Origin of the sequence: Micromonospora endolithica, from assembly GCF_003626595.1 — a bacterium.
Taxonomy (GTDB): domain Bacteria; phylum Actinomycetota; class Actinomycetes; order Mycobacteriales; family Micromonosporaceae; genus Micromonospora; species Micromonospora endolithica.
Map to the genome: position 1 here is coordinate 375,152 of NZ_RBAK01000001.1, position 15,281 is coordinate 390,432.

A 15,281-nucleotide genomic window follows, 5' to 3' on the forward strand; every position below is an offset into this window, starting at 1 on the left:
CTCATGCCGACAATCAGCTCAAGGCGCAGATCGTGGACGCCCCGGCGGATGTCGCCGAGTTCTCCAAGACGTGGGAGATCGTGCGGAACGAGGCGCTTCCCGCCGGAAGTCGATCGAGCGGATCAAGGAGGCGGCGACGTCATGGACGTACTGACCCCCCCGTTGGCGCAAGTCGAGCAAGTCCGGCGGCAACGGCGGTGCCTGCGTCGAGGTGGCCGACAACCTGCCCGGCGTCGTGCTGGTGCGCGACACCAAGGACCGCGACGGCGGCACCCTCCACGTCAGGCCCGAGTGCTGGCGGTCGTTCGTGGACCTGGCGCGGCGGATCGGACCGGTGGGCTGACCACCTTCCCGACGGCGGGCGATCGTGGCAGGCTCACGCCAATGATCGACGACGTGGCGAAGGCGTACCTGCACAGCTGTCTGCGGGACGTCCGCGAGGCGGTCCTGTGGAAGCTCGACGGGCTCGGCGAGTACGACGTCCGCCGCCCCCTGACCGCGACCGGCACCAATCTTCTCGGCCTGGTCAAGCACCTGTCGGTCTGGGAGGCCCGATATCTCGGCGAGGTCTTCGGCCGGCCGTTTCCCGAACCCCTGCCCCGCTGGGACGACGCCGAGGCAGCGGGCAGCGACATGTGGGCGACCGAGCAGGAGACCCGCGCGGACGTCATCGACCGTTACCGTCGTGTCTGGGATCACTCGGACGCGACGATCACCGGCCTGGCCCTCGACTCACCCGGCCAGGTGCCCTGGTGGCCGCGCCCCCGGGTCACCCTGTTCGCCGTCCTGGTCCACGTCCTCAGCGAGACGAACCGACATGCCGGACACGCCGACATCCTGCGCGAACAGATCGACGGCTCGACCGGGACGGACGCCGGGGACACCGGCGCCCAGCAGGGGGCGGCCTTCTGGGCGGTCACCCGCGAGCGGATCGAGCTGGCCGCCAGGGCAGCCGGTTCGACCGAGACCTGAGTCGCCGCCCGTCGTCGCCCCGGATCAGCGTGGGCGGGCCCGCGTACGCGATGGCGTTGCCCGCGGGCCGGGGGCCTGCGATGCTGCGCGGTATGTCCTCCTTTCCGGGCACCTTCGCCGACGACGTCATCGGCCAGCCGTTCCGCGTCCAGTTCGAGGCGTTCCTCGACGAGCACCGCCGGGCGATGCACGACTGCCTGGACGGGTTGACCGAGGAGCAGGCCCGCCGGTCGCTGGTGTCCTCCCGGACCACCCTGCTCGGGCTGGTGAAGCACGCCACGTTCGTGGAGAAGGTCTGGTTCGACGAGGCGATCACCCGCCGGCCGCGTACCGAGATCGGCCTTCCGGCGACCCCGGACGAGTCCTTCGTCCTCGCCGACGACGACACCATCGCCGGCGTCCAGCAGGCGTACCGGGAGGCGTGCGCGGCGTCCCGCGCCGCCACGTCGCCGTTGGACCTGGACGACCTGCTGTACGGCAACCGCCGTGGCCCGCTCCCGCTGCGCTGGGTCTACCTGCACGTGCTGCGGGAACTGGCCCAGCACTGCGGACACGCGGACATCCTGCGCGAGCAGCTACTGGACCAACAGCGCGCGTAAAGCCCCGCAGGCCCGCCGCCCCGCAGGCCCCGCCCGCCGGCCCGCAGGCCCGCAGCTTCGGGGAAGATGCTGCCTCCCCGGCTCGGGAGACCGCACCTTCCCCGAAACTGCTGCCGCGCTGATGGCCGGAACTGCTCCCCCGCCGACGGCCGGAACTGCCGGCCGACGGCGGCGGGCGGGTCAGTCGCCGAGCGCGCCGGCCGCCCGGCCCTCGTGCAGGGTGAGGTTGCGGCCGTTGGTCGGGTCGAACAGGTGGATCTTCTCCAGGTTGAACCAGACCCGGCGGTTCTGCCCCTCCGCCACCGGGGACTCGGCGGACAGCCGGGTCACCAGGTTGGACCCGCCGCCGCTGAAGTCGGCGCCCGCGTCGGCCGCCAACTCCTCCAGCTCGGCGGCGCTGGCCCGCTCCCCCTCGACGGTGAAGTAGACGTACTTGTCCGAGCCCATCGACTCGACGATCTCCACCGGCGCGTCGAACTCCATGCCCCGGCGGCGGGTCTCGTCGTCGATCAGCTCGGCGTCCTCGAAGTGCTCCGGCCGGATGCCGAGGATCAGCTCCCGGGGCGCGTCGGCGCCCTCCAGCTCGCGGCGGACCCGCTCGCCGATCGGCACGTCACCCAGGGCGGTCTTCAGCTTGCCGTCCTCCACCGCGGCGTGCAGGAAGTTCATCGACGGCGAGCCGATGAACCCGGCCACGAAGAGGTTGCGGGGGTGGTCGTACAGCTCCTGGGGCGGGCCGACCTGCTGGATCGCGCCACCCCGCATGATCACCACGCGGTCGCCGAGGGTCATCGCCTCGGTCTGGTCGTGGGTCACGTAGACGGTGGTGGTGCCGAGCTGCTTCTGCAACCGGGAGACGACCGTACGCATCTGCACCCGCAGTTTCGCGTCCAGGTTGGACAGCGGTTCGTCCATCAGGAACGCCTTCGGCTGCCGGACGATCGCCCGCCCCATCGCCACCCGCTGCCGCTGCCCACCGGAGAGGTTGGCCGGCTTGCGGTCCAGCAGCGCGGTCAGCTCCAGGACCTTCGCCGCCTCGTCGACCTTCTGGTTGATGGTCTCCTTGTCCAGCTTCGCCAGCCGCAGCGGGAACGCCATGTTCTCCCGGACGGTCATGTTCGGGTAGAGCGCGTACGACTGGAACACCATCGCGATGTCCCGTTCCCGCGGGGCCTTGTCGTTGACCTTCTCCCCGGCGATGCGCAGCTCGCCGGAGCTGATGTCCTCCAGGCCCGCGATCATGTTCAGGGTGGTGGACTTCCCGCATCCGGAGGGACCGACCAGGATGACGAACTCACCGTCGGCGATCTCCAGGTCGACCTCGGCCACCGCGACGGTGCCGTCCGGGAACTTCTTGCTCACCTTGTCGAGCACGATGTCAGCCACGACTACCACCTATCCCTTGACTGCGCCGGACGTCAGGCCGGACACGATCCGGCGCTGGAAGAAGAGAACGAACAGGATGATCGGAATGGTGATCACCACGGCGGCGGCGCAGATCGCCCCGGTGGGGTCCTCGAACTGCGACTCGCCGGTGAAGAACGACAGCGCGACCGGCACCGTACGGGCCCGTTCGGTGGAGGTCAGCGTGATGGCGAACAGGAAGTCGTTCCAGCAGAAGATGAACACCAGGATCGCCGTGGTGAACAGCCCCGGCGCGGCCAGCGGCGCGATGACCCGGCGGAACGCCTGGCCCTGCGTCGCGCCGTCCATCTTCGCCGCCTTCTCCAGGTCCCACGGGATCTGCTTGAAGAACGCCGACAGCGTGTAGATCGCCAGCGGCAGGGCGAAGGTGATGTACGGCAGGATCAGCCCGGGCCAGGTGTCGAAGATGCCGAGCTGCCGCTCGATCTCGAACAGCGGCGACACCAGGGACACCTGCGGGAACATCGCGATCAGCAGCGAGACCCCGACCAGCAGCTTCTTGCCGGGGAAGTCCAACCGGGAGATCGCGTACGCGGCCATCGCGCCGAGCACCACGGCGATCAGGGTGGCGATCAGCGCGATGCCGATCGAGTTGACCAGTGCCCGGACGAACTGGTCGGTCTGGAAGATCGTCCGGTAGTTGTCCAGCGTCCACTCGCGGGGCCAGAACTTGCCGTCGGTCAGGGTCGCCGGGGTCTTGAACGACAGCGACGCGATCCACAGCACCGGCACCAGCGCGAAGACGACCACGATCAGGTCGAGCAGGCCCCAGCGGACCTTGGCCTTGGTGGTGGTGTCAGCCATGTCAGCGCCTCTCCCCGTCGTCGCTGCCCGGGGCAGCGGTACCGAACAGCTTCACGAAGACGAAGGCGATGATCGCCACGGTGAGGAAGATCAGCACCGACATCGTCGAGCCGATGCCGAGGTTGAGACCCCGGATCAGGTTGTTGTAGGCGATCATCGAGACCGACGAGGTCTCGTTCGCGCCGGCGGTCAGCACGTAGATGTTGTCGAACACCCGGAACGCGTCCAGGGTGCGGAACAGCAGCGCGACCAGGATCGCCGGCTTCATCACCGGCAGCATGACCTTGGTGAACCGCTGCCAGGCGGTCGCGCCGTCGGTGGAGGCGGCCTTGAGCAGGTCCTCCGGCACCAGAGCCAGACCCGCCATCAGCAGCAGCGCCATGAACGGGGTGGTCTTCCAGATCTCGGCGAGCATCACGATCGCCAGCGAGCTGGCCCGCTCGGTCAGCGGCGCGCCCTCGCCGAACACGTTCGCCAGGTAGCCGGTGCCCGGCGTCCAGGCGTACCGCCAGGAGAACGCGGCGACGACCGTGACGATGCCGTACGGGATCAGCGCCGCGGTCCGGACGATGCCCCGCCCGACCAGCGTCCGGTGCATGATCAGCGCGAGGCCCATGCCGAGCACCAGCTCGACGGCGACGGTGACCACCGTGATCAGCATGGTGACGCCGAAGGCCGTCCACCAGAACTCGTTGGTGAGCACGGTGACGTAGTTCTCCAGCCCGATGAACTCGCGTTCGGCCGGGAACCGCAGGTCGAAGCGCTGCAACGACAGCCAGATCGAGTAGAGGATCGGGTAGGCGGTGACCAGCAGCATGACCAGTGCCGCCGGAGCGCAGAGCAGCCAGCCGAGCTTCCGCTCGGCGCGCTTGTTCTCGCTCAGCGGCGTCTTCGGCGCCCTGCCGGAGCGCTGCGCGGGCACCGCGGCGTGCCGGCCGGCGGTTCCGGTGGCGGTCTCGTCGGCGGCGACGTCCGCGCCCGCCGGAGTGGCGTTCACGCTCACGGGAGCACCCCCTTGGACTCGAGTGCGTCGGCGATGGCGGAGCGCAGCTCGTCTGCGGTGCCCTGCGGATCGATCGCCGACGGCGGCGACAGGATGGCCGACATGACGGTGGAGATGCTCTGGTAGGCCGGGGTCAGCGGTCGTACCGCCGGCTCCTTGAGCTCCTCCAGGATGGTCTCCTTCATCGGGTACGCCTCTTCCATCTCCGGATCGGAGTAGATCGACTCGATGGTCGGCGGCACACCGTCGTTGATCGCGGAGAACTTCTGGTTCTCCGCGTTGCGGATGCACTTCGCCGCGTCGAAGGACTCCTCGGGGTGCTTCGAGTAGGCGCTGACCGCCATGTTCACCCCGCCGATGGTGACCTTGCTCGGGGTGCCCTCCTCGATGCCCGGGACACGCGCCCAGCCGACCTGCTTGGCGAGGTCGGGGTTGGCCTCCTGGAGCGCCGGGTAGACGAACGGCCAGTTCACCTGGAACGCGCCGGTGCCGTTCTGGAACTCCAGCCGCACCGGGTCCTCGGTGGCGTTGCTGAACGACGGCGAGGTCACGCCCGACGTGGCGAACGCCTTGAGCTGCTCCAGCGCCCGGACGGTGCCCTCGTCCATCACGGCCTGCTCGCCGTCCTCGCTGAGGATCCGGCCGCCGGCGCTCTCGGCCAGGGTGTTGTAGAGGACGACCAGACCCTCGTACTGCGCGCCCATGGTCAGCACCTGGTACGGCTTGCCCTGCTGCTTCAGGTCCTGGGCGACCTTGATCATCTCGTCCCAGGTGGTCGGCGGCTCCTGGACCAGGTCCTTGCGGTACCAGAGCAGCTGCACGTTGGTGTTCTTCGGTGCCGCGTACAGCTTGTCCTCGTACCGGGCGGTGTCGAGCGGCCCTTCCAGGGTGCCCTGCTCGACGTCGGCCCGGTCGGCGTCGGTCCACTCCAGGATCCAGTCGGCGCTGGCGAACTCCTGGGTCCAGGTGACGTCGAGACCGAGCACGTCCATCCCGTCGTCCTGGGCGGCGAGCCGGCGCACCATCTGCACCCGCTGCTCGTCGGCCTGCCGGGGCAGCACCCGGTAGACGATGTTGTACCGTCCCTGCGCCTGGGCGTTGCAGTCGTCGACCACCTTCTGCAGGTTCTGCTCGGGTGGGTAGTACAGGTTGATCGTGGGCGTACCGCCGTCTCCTCCGGAGGCGCACGCGGCCATGGGTGCCACCAACGTCAGCGCCGCGGCCGCCGCTACCGCGCGCACACGCGGCCGGCGTCGGGTCCTGTCAGGGACGCTCATCACCCCTCCCCTCTTCTCGGCCAAGACCGGGGGAGGTTCCCGTGCCCCGGCGCACGGCGAGACGGTCAAGGCCCTGACCAGGAAATTCGTCTGGCCCTCGACGTTTCGTGGCCCCACACTGCCCGACCTGCGAAGTTCCGAAACCTGAGGAGCCACACCGGGCCCCGCTCCGGCGCGATGTGGCGCGGATCACTCCGCTGCGGTTCGGCGGGGCGGACCGTAGGCTCGCCGGATGGACGCCACGTTCTTCTTCGACCCCATCTGCCCCTGGACCTGGCGCACCTCGCGCTGGCTGGTCGCCGTCGCCGACGCCCGGAACCTGCGCGTCGAGTGGCGGGCCTTCAGCCTGGCCATCCTGAACGAGGGCGAGATCGCGCCGCAGTTCGCCGAGGCGCTGGCGGAGTCGGGCCGGGCGCTGCGCCTGGTCGAGGCACTGCGCGCCGACGGACGCCACGACGACGCGGGCCGGTTCTACACCGAGTTGGGTGCACGCACCCACGACGCCGGCAACCCGCCGGGGGCGAAGATCCTGGACGCGGCGGTCGAGGCGGCCGGCCTGCGCGACGCGGCGGCGGCGCTCGACGACGAGAGCTGGGACCAGGCGGTACGCGAGTCGCACGCGCTGGCGTACGCCTCCGCCGGACCGGACATCGGCTCGCCGGTGCTGCTGGTGCCCGGCGCCGAGCGGGGCATCCACGGCCCGATCCTGACCGAGATTCCCGGCACCGACGACGCCCTCACCATCTGGGACTCGCTGCTCCCGCTGATCCGGATGCCCGCCTTCCACGAGGTCAAGCGCGCCCGCCACTGACACCGGGTCGAGGCCCCGGTTTCCGAGGTTGTCCACAGGGGCTTACGGGGAGACCCAGGGTCGTTCAGGGTTGAGGGATGCCTCCTTCTCCTCGACGGCCGGCACCGCTTCAGGGGCGCGTGTTCCGTGGGTCCCGGGTCCTCGCGCAGGGGCTGCTCACCCGCGCCGAACTTCGCAGCGGCGCCTGGCGACCCCTCTTCAAGGACGTCTACGCCGACGCCCGGCTCGCCGTCTCGCATCCCACCCGGTGTGCGGCGGCGGCCCGATGGTTGATCCCACCCGGTGCGGCGATCGCCGGGCGAAGTGCGGCGGCGCTGTTCGGCGCCGGTCGCGTCGAGCCGCACGAGCCCCTCGACGTCCTGGTGCCCGTCGCCCGACGGTTCGGTCCGGTCGCCGGCCTGGCCGTGCACACCGCCGCCCAGGTGCCCGGCACCGACGTGGCCCGACGGGCCGGCGTTCCGGTCACCACACCGGAACGCACCTGCTGGGATCTCGCGCAGTGGCTCCGGGTGGAGGATGCCGTCGCCCTGGTCGACGTTCTCGTCCGTCGCCGGCTGGTCGACCCGGCACGGCTGGGCGAGCGGGCCCACCGGCACGCGGGGGAACGCGGCTGGCGGCGGATGCTCCGGGTCGCCGAGCTGACCGACGGTGGCGCGGAGTCACCACCGGAGTCGCGCCTGCGGGTCCGGCTGGTCCTGGCCGGCCTGCCCGCCCCGGTCACCCAGTTCGTCGTCGAACGGAACGGCGCCTTCGTCGCCCGACTCGACCTCGCCTGGCCGCAGTGGAAGATCGCGATCGAGTACGACGGCATCTGGCACCACGACCCGCAGCAACTCCACCGGGACCGGCGACGACTCAACCGGCTGGTCGGGGACGACTGGATCGTCCTGCACCTGACGTCGAAGCGCTTCGCGACCGACTTCGACGGCTTCCTCGCCGAGGTGCGCCAGGCCATCCGCACCCGCAAGCGCTGAGCACGGGCCGACACCCGGCAACGTCGGGGAAGTTGCTGCCTCCCCCCGCCCCGGAAACCGCAACTTCCCCGAAGTTGCCGCCGTCCCCTCCGCGAGGGCCCGGATGCGCGGGCGGGCGCGCGGGCGGGCGGGCACGAGCAAGGACGCGCGGGCGCTGAAGACGGACCGACGCCCGCGCAACTTCGGGGAAGTTGCTGCCTCCCCCGCCCCGGAAACCGCAACTTCCCCGAAGTTGCCGCCGTCCCCTTCGCGAGGGCGCGGGCACGCGGGCGCGCGGGCGGGAGGGCACCAAGGACGCGCGGGCACGAGCAAGGACGCGCGGGCGCTGAAGACGGACCGACGCCCGCGCAACGTCGGGGAAGTTGCTGCCTCCCCACGCCAGAAACCGCAACTTCCCCGAAGTTGCCGCCGTCCCCTCCATGAGGGCGCGGGCGGGCGGGCGCGCGAGCGGGCACGAGCAAGGACGCGCGGGGCGCTGAGGACGGACCGACACCCCACGCAACTTCGGGGAAGTTGCTGCCTCCCCCGCCCCGGAAACCGCAACTTCCCCGAAGTTGCCGCGGTCGCCGTGCGGGGCACGGCGGGGCGGGGGTGCGAGGAGCGTGGGGCCGTGGGCGCGGGGCGCGGGGCGCGGGGGCTTGGAGGCGAGGGGCTTGAGGCCGAGGGGCTTGGGGGCGTGCGGCGCGGGCGGGGGTGCGCGGGTGCGCGGGTGCGCGGGTGCGCGGGTGCGGGGGTGCGCGGGTGCGGGGGTGCGGGGATGGGTGGGGTGCGGGAGGATGGGCGACATGATCGCGCGGTTCGAGGATCTGTGTCTGGACGGTGTGGACGCCGTCGCGCTGGGGGACTTCTGGGGGCGGATCCTGGACGGGGAGGTCGTCGACGCCGGGGACTCGGACGTGCGGGTGGACCCGCGGCGAGCCGGCGCCGGCGCCAGCGCGGAGTCGATCTGGGTCAACCGGGTACCGGAACCGCGTACCGTCAAGACCCGCGTACACCTGGACCTGAGACTGGCCGACGCGGACCCGGCGGCGCTGCTCGCCGCCGGCGCGCGACTGGTCCGCGAGCCGGACGCCGAGATCCACTGGTGGGTGCTGGCCGACCCGGAGGGCAACCTGTTCTGCGCGTTCGCGCCGGGGCAGGACACCCGGGCCGGCCCGTTCGAGCTGGTGGTCGACTCCGCCGACCCGGCCGCCCAGGCCGCCTGGTGGTGCGGGATCGTCGGGGGCACGGTCGAGACGAGCGAGAAGGGGTACGCCTCGCTGGTCGGCGCCGCCGGCTTCCCCTGGGACTACTGGGTCTTCGACCCGGTGCCGGAGCGCAAGACGGTGAAGAACCGGCTGCACTGGGACGTCAAACTGGTCGATGCGGACCCGACCGCGTTGATCCGGGCCGGTGCCACCCTGCTGCGCGAGCCGGACGACCACATCTCCTGGTGGATCCTGGCCGACCCGGAGGGCAACGAGTTCTGCGCGTTCGCGCCGCGTCCCACCGAGTGAACGGACGGTTACCCGACCGCCGTCCGGTGGACTAGCGTTTACCTGCGCGTTCGCCGACGACGTCGACACGCCTCGGCCGACCCCGGCCCCGCCCGATCGGTGGGTTCTCGCGGGAACTCCCACCGCCGCCATGCCGGTTGGGCAGGATCGATTCCACGAGGAGGTGCCGTCGTGCAGGACACCCGCGCTCTCGCCCTGACGTTCGAGGTGAGCGGCCTGCCACCGGTCAAGACCGAGGCGCTGTCCATCTTCGCCGCCGGGCACCGGCAGGCGACGAGGGTCCGCGCCCTGCTCCAGGCGGCCTGTGCCGCGGCCCAGCGCACCGGCTGGACCCCGCTGTCCGGGCCGGTCGAGGTGGACCTCGTGCTGCGTTGCCCGCCGGGGCACCGCACCTCCGACGCGAGCACCCTGCTCGGCGGGGTGTGCGCGGTGCTCCAGGACAAGAAGCGGGTGGCCAGCATCGGCCTGTCCCACCTGGGCGTCCTGATCGACGTCGCCCTCTACGACGACGACCGGCAGATCCGGAAACTGTCGTACGCGGAGGAGCCGGCCGAGGACTTCTCCTACCAGGTGCGGGTGGCAGCCGTACCGCACCGGGTTTGACCGACGCCCGCGGTGGGGTACCGCGGACGCCGACGAAGGGAGCACCGATGTCGGAGCCACATGTCACGCTGGACCCTCGCGGGCTCGACCCGGTGCAGCAGAAGCTGCGCGGCCCGCTGGAGGACCAGCTGACCTCGGCGTTGCAGGCGGCCACCGACCGCGTGCGGGCCAGCTACGCCGGCGAGCCGGTCGAACAGGTCTGCCAGCGGCTGCTGGACGAGACCCGCAGCGGTCTGCACCCCGACATCGCGGCCGGTTTCCAGCCGGACATGGACGAGTTCTGCCGGGTGGCGGTGTCCATCGTGCGGGGCGACGCCGCCTGAGTCCCGGCCACCCGACGCGGGAGCTACGGGTCAGGACCGGGTCCGCAACTCCCCGGTCCTGACCCCAGCCGTCCGGAGTGGCGGCGGGCACGCCGCGTCGGTCGCGCGAGCGTGGCACTTCGCCCACACCGCACCGAACACGGCGAGCGGCCCCGCCTGCACTCAGCTCCACGGTGCCCAGCTACCGGACTTCGGCGCGCTCAGGGCTCACCCCGATGGGCCGTGAGCGCCGGATCAGGCTAGGCGGGTCCGACCGGCTCGGACAAGGCGTTCCGCACCCCGTGGGCGGTGATTGATGTCAAGGTGGAAAAGCGGCATGTCGGCGTAACACGGTCGTCGAGATCGACGCTGTTCCCGGTCGAGACCACCCTCGCGCTCAGCCGGTGAACTGGAGCGACTTCAGGATCACCAGCACGGCCAGGATCAGCGCCACCCCGGCGACCACCAGCGCCTGCACGGCGGCGCGTCGCTCGCGGGGCGCGTACGCCAGACCGGCACCGGTGACCCCACCGGCCAGCAGGCCGCCGAGGTGCCCCTCCCAGGACGTGAAGGTCGCGGACAGCACCAGCCAGAGGACGAACATCAGCATCAGCCGGTTGCCGTCCAGCGGGTGGTGGCGCAGCTTGCGGGTCAGCACGAAATAGCAGGCCGCGAGGCCGAAGACGGCTCCGGACGCGCCCAGCGCGGCCTGGCCCGGGTCGACCAGGATGGCGAGCACCGAGCCGCCGACGGCGGAGAGCAGATAGACGGCGACGAGGCGCACGTGCCCGAGGCGCTCCTCCAGGACCCGGCCGAGCACCCACAGCCAGTACATGTTGAGCAGGATGTGCGCGATCCCGAAGATCCCCTCACCGGGCAGCGAGTGCAGGAACGCCGAGGTGACGAGGCGGTACCACTCGCCGTGCAGGACACCGACCTGGTCGAATCCCGGGTAGGGGGTGCCGTCGTCGACGTACTGCGCGCCGTCGGCGTCGACGAGCGCGGCACCGATGTTGTAGTAGAGGTCCACGACGCCGGGGACGGCCAGTTCGACCAGGTACGCCAGCACGTTGAGGGCGATCAGCGCGTACGTCACCAGGGGCGCGGTGACCGTCCGGCCACCGAAGACGGTGCGAGCCTCGCGTACCGTCCGGTTGTCCTCCTTGACGCACACCGGGCAGCGGAAGCCGACCGGCGCCTCCCGCATGCAGTCCGGGCAGATGTAGCGGTCGCAGCGGGTGCACCGCAGGTACGTCTCACGCCTGGGATGCCGGAAGCACGTGGTGGGGGTGTCGGCCGCCGGCGGGCCGGCGGGCGGGGTGCTCGTGGTGTCCATGGCCGTTCTCCCGGTCCGGCGCGGGTGCCGCGCCACCTGTGCCGTCGGCTCGCGGGACGGCGCCGCACAGGCTAACCGACGATCGACGATCCGGTGGCCCCGCGACCGGGGCGGCGACGGGGGCCACCGGCCGGGGCGACGACCGGTCGGCCCCGCGGCCGGGGTCACCCCGATCTCAGAAGTGGCGCAGCAGGTCGGGGAAGGCGGCCAGCCGCAGCACGCCGGTGTCGGTGGGGTCCAGGTCGTCGTGCTCCAGCACCCAGGTGTTGGCGTTGGGGATGAACACCGCGTTCATCCCGGCCGCCCGGGCGGGCAGGATGTCCGAGCGCGGGGAGTTGCCGATCATCCACGCCCGCGCCGGGTCGAAACCGTGCTCACCGGCCAGCCAGCGGTAGGTGTCGGCGTTCTTCTCCGGGACGATGTGCGCGGCGCCGAAGTGGTGCAGCAGGCCGCAGGCGTCCAGCTTGCGCTGCTGCTCCTCCCGCTCCCCCTTGGTGAGCAGCAGCAACTCGTGCCGGCCGGCCAGTTCGTCGAGCGCCTCGGCGACCCCGGGCATCAGCTCCACCCGGTGCTCGACCAGCGCCCTGGCCAGACCGTCGATCGACCGCCGCTCGGCGTCGGTGGCCGGCCGTTCCCGCAGCCGTTCCAGGCACTCGCCGAGGCTGTGCAGGAAGACCTTGCTGCCGTAACCGTGGGTGACCGCGTTGGCCCGCTCGATGTCGTCGAGGATCGCCCGGATCTCGGCCCGGTCGAGGGTGGGGTGGTCCAGCCACTGGAGGAAGTCGTCGATCACCCGCTCGAAGACGACGTTGTTCTCCCAGAGCGTGTCGTCGGCGTCGAAGACGAGCACCTGACCCACGTACGGCATGCGTTCCTCCCCAGTTCGATCCCGCGCCACGGTACGTCGGCGCGGACGCCGGCTCATCCCGGTTTCTCCGGCCGGCGCAGCGTGAGGATGAGGTCGGCGACCAGCGCGGTCCAACCGGTCTGGTGCCACGCGCCGAGACCGGCGCCGTTGTCGCCGTGGAAGTACTCCGGGAAGGAGATCAGGTCGCGCCAGTCGGGGTGGGTCTGGAAGAGCTGCGCGGCGCCGTAGATGGGCCGCCGGCCCCACCCGTCGCGGGTGAACAGCGAGATGAGGCGCGCCGACAGGTCGTCGGCGATCTCGTCCAGGGTCCGCTTCACCCCGGAGCGGGTGGGGTACTCGACCTGGAGGTCGTCGCCGAAGAACGCCGCGTAGTCGCGCAGCGCGCTGATCAGCAGGAAGTTCGTCGGCATCCAGATCGGGCCGCGCCAGTTGGAGTTGCCCCCGAACAGGCCGCTGGTCGACTCGGCGGGCTCGTAGCCGACGCAGAACTCCTGACCGCCGAGGGTGACCGCGAACGGCTTGTCCAGGTGGGCGCGGGACAGGGTGCGCAGGCCGTACTCGGAGAGGAACTCGTCGGTGTCCAGCATCCGGGCGAGCAGCCGGACGATCTGCTCCGGGCCGACCATCGACAGCAGCCGCTGCTGGCGGCCGTCCGGGCCGAGCCGGCGGGCGCCGATGACCGAGGCGTACTCGGGGCGGTTGGTCAGGAACCAGCGCAGCCGGGCACCCAGCTCGGGCAACCGGTGCAGGGTCCGCGCGGTGAGCCGGGTGACCGCCGCGAGCGGTAGCAGACCGACCACCGAACGCACCTTCAGCGGCACCTTCGTGCCGTCGTGCAGGCGCAGCACGTCGTAGAAGAAGGCGTCCTCGTTGTCCCACAACCCCTGGTCGTACGCGGCGGCGGCGATGTAGGCGAAGTGCTCGAAGAACTTGGTGGCGGTGTCCACCCAGGTCCGGTCGTGCTCGGCCAGCACGATGGCGATGTCGAGCATGTTGAGCGCGTACATGGCCATCCAGCCGGTGCCGTCGGACTGCTCCAGCACCCCGGCGACGGGCAGCGCGGCGGAACGGTCGAACGGGCCGACGTTGTCCAGCCCGAGGAACCCGCCCTCGAAGACGTTGTTGCCGCCGGTGTCCTTCCGGTTGACCCACCAGGTGAAGTTGAGAAGCAGCTTGTGCATCACCCGGGCGAGGAAGGCGTGGTCCCGCCCGCCGTCGATCTCGAACACCTTCAGCGCCGCCCACGCGTGCACCGGCGGGTTGACGTCGCCGAACGCCCACTCGTACGCGGGGATCTGCCCGTTGGGGTGCAGGTACCACTCGCGCAGCAGGAGCAGGATCTGCTCCTTGGCGAAACCGGGGTCGACCCGGGCGATGCTCACACAGTGGAAGGCCAGGTCCCAGGCGGCGTACCAGGGGTACTCCCACGGGTCCGGCATGGAGATCACGTCGAAGCTGGTCATGTGCCACCAGGCGCTGTTGCGCCCGTGCCGGCGACCCGCCGGGGGCGTGGAGCCCGGGTCGCCGTCCAGCCACCGCTTGACGTCGAAGTGGTAGAACTGCTTGCCCCACATCAGCCCGGCGATGGCCTGCCGGGCGACCAGGGCCTCGTCGGCGGTCGCGGTGCCCGGGACGACACCGGCGAAGAACCGGTTGGCCTCGGCCCGGCGGGCCCAGACCACCGCGTCGAAGCCGGCGCCGAGGTCGGCCGGCGGCGGCGCGGTGCCGCCGGGTGGCGGCGCGGTACGCGTCAGCCGCAGCCGGATCTGCCGCTGCTCCCCCGCCGGGACGGTCAGCGCGTAGTGCAGCGCGCCCTTGGTGCCCTCCCGGTCCGGGTTGACCGTGTCGGCCCCGTCGACCACGTGGTCGTTGATCCCGTCCTTCGGGTAGCGGGAGCGGCCGGGCAGCCCCCACAGCCGCTCGGCGTTGGTGTCGTTGTCGCAGAGCAGGGGAACAGGGTCGCCGTCACCCTCCAGCAGGAGCTGCCCGAGGACCCAGTGCTCGCCGACCAGCCGGGAGCCCTCGCCGACGATCCGGGGTACCCGGTCGCCGCCGGGCAGGCCCCACGCCCAGGTGTTGCGGAACCACAGCGTCGGCAGCACGTGCAGGGTCTCCGCGCGGTCACCCCGGTTGGCCACGGTCACCACCACGCACATGTCCCCGGGACCGGCCTTGGCGTAGTCGACGGTCACCGCCCAGTACCGGTCGTCGTCGAAGATCCCGGTGTCGACCAGCTCGTACTCGGTGTCGTCCCGGCCGCGCAGCGCGTTGACGGCGACCAGCTCGTCGTACGGGAAGGCGGCCTGCGGGTAGTGGTAACGCCACCGCATCCAGGAGTGGGTGGGGGTGGAGTCCTCGTACCACCAGTAGTCCTTGGCGTCCTCGCCGTGGTTGCCGCCGTCGCCACCGAGGCCGAACATCCGTTCCTTGAGGATCGGGTCGCGGCCGTTCCACAGCGCCAGGGCGAAGCAGAACGTCTGCCGGTCGTCGCAGACGCCCGCCATGCCGTCCTCGCTCCACCGGTAGGCTCGGGACCGCGCGTGGTCGTGGGGGAAGTAGTCCCACGCCGTGCCGTGCTCGCTGTAGTCCTCCCGTACCGTCCCCCACGCCCGCTCGGACAGATAGGGACCCCATGCGCGCCAGTCCTGCTCCCCGGCGTCGGCCTGGGCGAGCCGGATCCGCTCCGGGTCGGGCGCGGAGCTGGGTGGGGGTGAGGAGTCGGTGATCACCTGCACATCTTCGACGCCGCCGGGGTACTTGACCACAGCGGCCATTCTCGTCGTGGCGTGTTGCACCACGCCGCCGGTGGAG

General features: G+C 71.2%; 14 protein-coding genes and 1 pseudogene. 8 read left to right on the forward strand and 7 right to left on the reverse strand.

Features of this window, described 5'->3' with window-relative positions; genetic code table 11:
• Positions 1-160: 160 nt before the first annotated feature.
• The 3 genes and pseudogenes from D7223_RS01690 to D7223_RS01700 all read left to right on the forward strand — a co-directional run.
• Positions 161-343: pseudogene (locus D7223_RS01690) on the forward strand (DUF397 domain-containing protein); the annotation flags it as partial.
• A gap of 41 nt (positions 344-384) precedes the next feature.
• The gene (locus D7223_RS01695; RefSeq protein WP_120724033.1) at positions 385-972 is read left to right on the forward strand and encodes a DinB family protein; all 588 of its coding nucleotides are present in this window, start codon (positions 385-387) and stop codon (positions 970-972) included.
• 92 nt (positions 973-1,064) lie between these two features.
• Complete coding sequence (locus tag D7223_RS01700) at positions 1,065-1,571, forward strand: DinB family protein (protein ID WP_120725618.1); 507 nt, start codon at positions 1,065-1,067, stop codon at positions 1,569-1,571.
• Positions 1,572-1,751: 180 nt separating this feature from the next.
• Here the strand turns inward: D7223_RS01700 and D7223_RS01705 are convergent, their stop codons facing one another.
• The 4 genes from D7223_RS01705 to D7223_RS01720 are packed head-to-tail and all read right to left on the reverse strand — an operon-like array spanning position 1,752 to position 6,083.
• Entirely contained in the window at positions 1,752-2,957 is a 1,206-nt protein-coding gene (locus D7223_RS01705; protein WP_120724035.1) for an ABC transporter ATP-binding protein, read from the reverse strand.
• A gap of 9 nt (positions 2,958-2,966) precedes the next feature.
• Positions 2,967-3,800 carry a carbohydrate ABC transporter permease gene (locus D7223_RS01710; protein ID WP_120724037.1) on the reverse strand — a complete coding sequence of 278 codons (834 nt, stop codon included), beginning with the start codon at positions 3,798-3,800 and terminating at the stop codon, positions 2,967-2,969.
• 1 nt (position 3,801) lies between these two features.
• Positions 3,802-4,803 carry a carbohydrate ABC transporter permease gene (locus D7223_RS01715; protein WP_120724039.1) on the reverse strand — a complete coding sequence of 334 codons (1,002 nt, stop codon included), beginning with the start codon at positions 4,801-4,803 and terminating at the stop codon, positions 3,802-3,804.
• Positions 4,800-6,083 carry an ABC transporter substrate-binding protein gene (locus D7223_RS01720; protein ID WP_120724041.1) on the reverse strand — a complete coding sequence of 428 codons (1,284 nt, stop codon included), beginning with the start codon at positions 6,081-6,083 and terminating at the stop codon, positions 4,800-4,802. The genes D7223_RS01715 and D7223_RS01720 overlap by 4 nt, the downstream gene beginning before the upstream one ends.
• 229 nt (positions 6,084-6,312) lie before the next feature.
• Here D7223_RS01720 and D7223_RS01725 point away from each other — a divergent pair, with 229 nt between their 5' ends.
• The 5 genes from D7223_RS01725 (at position 6,313) to D7223_RS01745 (ending at position 10,287) form a co-directional block, all read left to right on the forward strand.
• A complete protein-coding gene (locus D7223_RS01725) occupies positions 6,313-6,891 on the forward strand; it encodes a DsbA family protein (RefSeq protein ID WP_120724043.1) in 579 nt (192 codons plus the stop codon).
• Positions 6,892-7,010: 119 nt separating this feature from the next.
• On the forward strand, positions 7,011-7,865 hold the full coding sequence (locus D7223_RS01730; protein WP_158610808.1) for an endonuclease domain-containing protein: 855 nt from the start codon (positions 7,011-7,013) through the stop codon (positions 7,863-7,865).
• Positions 7,866-8,650: 785 nt separating this feature from the next.
• Positions 8,651-9,361 carry a VOC family protein gene (locus D7223_RS01735; RefSeq protein ID WP_120724048.1) on the forward strand — a complete coding sequence of 237 codons (711 nt, stop codon included), beginning with the start codon at positions 8,651-8,653 and terminating at the stop codon, positions 9,359-9,361.
• A 171-nt stretch (positions 9,362-9,532) separates the two neighbouring features.
• Entirely contained in the window at positions 9,533-9,964 is a 432-nt protein-coding gene (locus D7223_RS01740) for a RusA family crossover junction endodeoxyribonuclease (RefSeq protein ID WP_120724050.1), read from the forward strand.
• Positions 9,965-10,011: 47 nt separating this feature from the next.
• Complete coding sequence (locus tag D7223_RS01745) at positions 10,012-10,287, forward strand: hypothetical protein (protein WP_120724052.1); 276 nt, start codon at positions 10,012-10,014, stop codon at positions 10,285-10,287.
• 376 nt (positions 10,288-10,663) lie between these two features.
• Here D7223_RS01745 and D7223_RS01750 read toward each other — a convergent pair whose 3' ends face one another.
• The 3 genes from D7223_RS01750 to D7223_RS01760 all read right to left on the reverse strand — a co-directional run bounded on the left by D7223_RS01750 (position 10,664) and on the right by D7223_RS01760 (position 15,244).
• Entirely contained in the window at positions 10,664-11,602 is a 939-nt protein-coding gene (locus D7223_RS01750; protein WP_120724054.1) for a rhomboid family intramembrane serine protease, read from the reverse strand.
• A 175-nt stretch (positions 11,603-11,777) separates the two neighbouring features.
• Complete coding sequence (locus D7223_RS01755; RefSeq protein WP_120724056.1) at positions 11,778-12,470, reverse strand: HAD family hydrolase; 693 nt, start codon at positions 12,468-12,470, stop codon at positions 11,778-11,780.
• 53 nt (positions 12,471-12,523) lie between these two features.
• A complete protein-coding gene (locus tag D7223_RS01760; protein ID WP_120724059.1) occupies positions 12,524-15,244 on the reverse strand; it encodes an MGH1-like glycoside hydrolase domain-containing protein in 2,721 nt (906 codons plus the stop codon).
• Between the last annotated feature and the right edge of the window lie 37 nt (positions 15,245-15,281).

Excerpts from the sequence above, each read along its gene's own strand:
- D7223_RS01695 (WP_120724033.1), top strand. The coding sequence starts at position 385 with ATGATCGACGACGTGGCGAAGGCGTACCTGCACAGCTGTCTGCGGGAC.
- D7223_RS01700 (WP_120725618.1), top strand. The coding sequence starts at position 1,065 with ATGTCCTCCTTTCCGGGCACCTTCGCCGACGACGTCATCGGCCAGCCG.
- D7223_RS01710 (WP_120724037.1), bottom strand. The coding sequence starts at position 3,800 with ATGGCTGACACCACCACCAAGGCCAAGGTCCGCTGGGGCCTGCTCGAC.
- D7223_RS01725 (WP_120724043.1), top strand. The coding sequence starts at position 6,313 with ATGGACGCCACGTTCTTCTTCGACCCCATCTGCCCCTGGACCTGGCGC.
- D7223_RS01735 (WP_120724048.1), top strand. The coding sequence starts at position 8,651 with ATGATCGCGCGGTTCGAGGATCTGTGTCTGGACGGTGTGGACGCCGTC.
- D7223_RS01745 (WP_120724052.1), top strand. The coding sequence starts at position 10,012 with ATGTCGGAGCCACATGTCACGCTGGACCCTCGCGGGCTCGACCCGGTG.
- D7223_RS01750 (WP_120724054.1), bottom strand. The coding sequence starts at position 11,602 with ATGGACACCACGAGCACCCCGCCCGCCGGCCCGCCGGCGGCCGACACC.
- D7223_RS01755 (WP_120724056.1), bottom strand. The coding sequence starts at position 12,470 with ATGCCGTACGTGGGTCAGGTGCTCGTCTTCGACGCCGACGACACGCTC.
- D7223_RS01760 (WP_120724059.1), bottom strand. The coding sequence starts at position 15,244 with ATGGCCGCTGTGGTCAAGTACCCCGGCGGCGTCGAAGATGTGCAGGTG.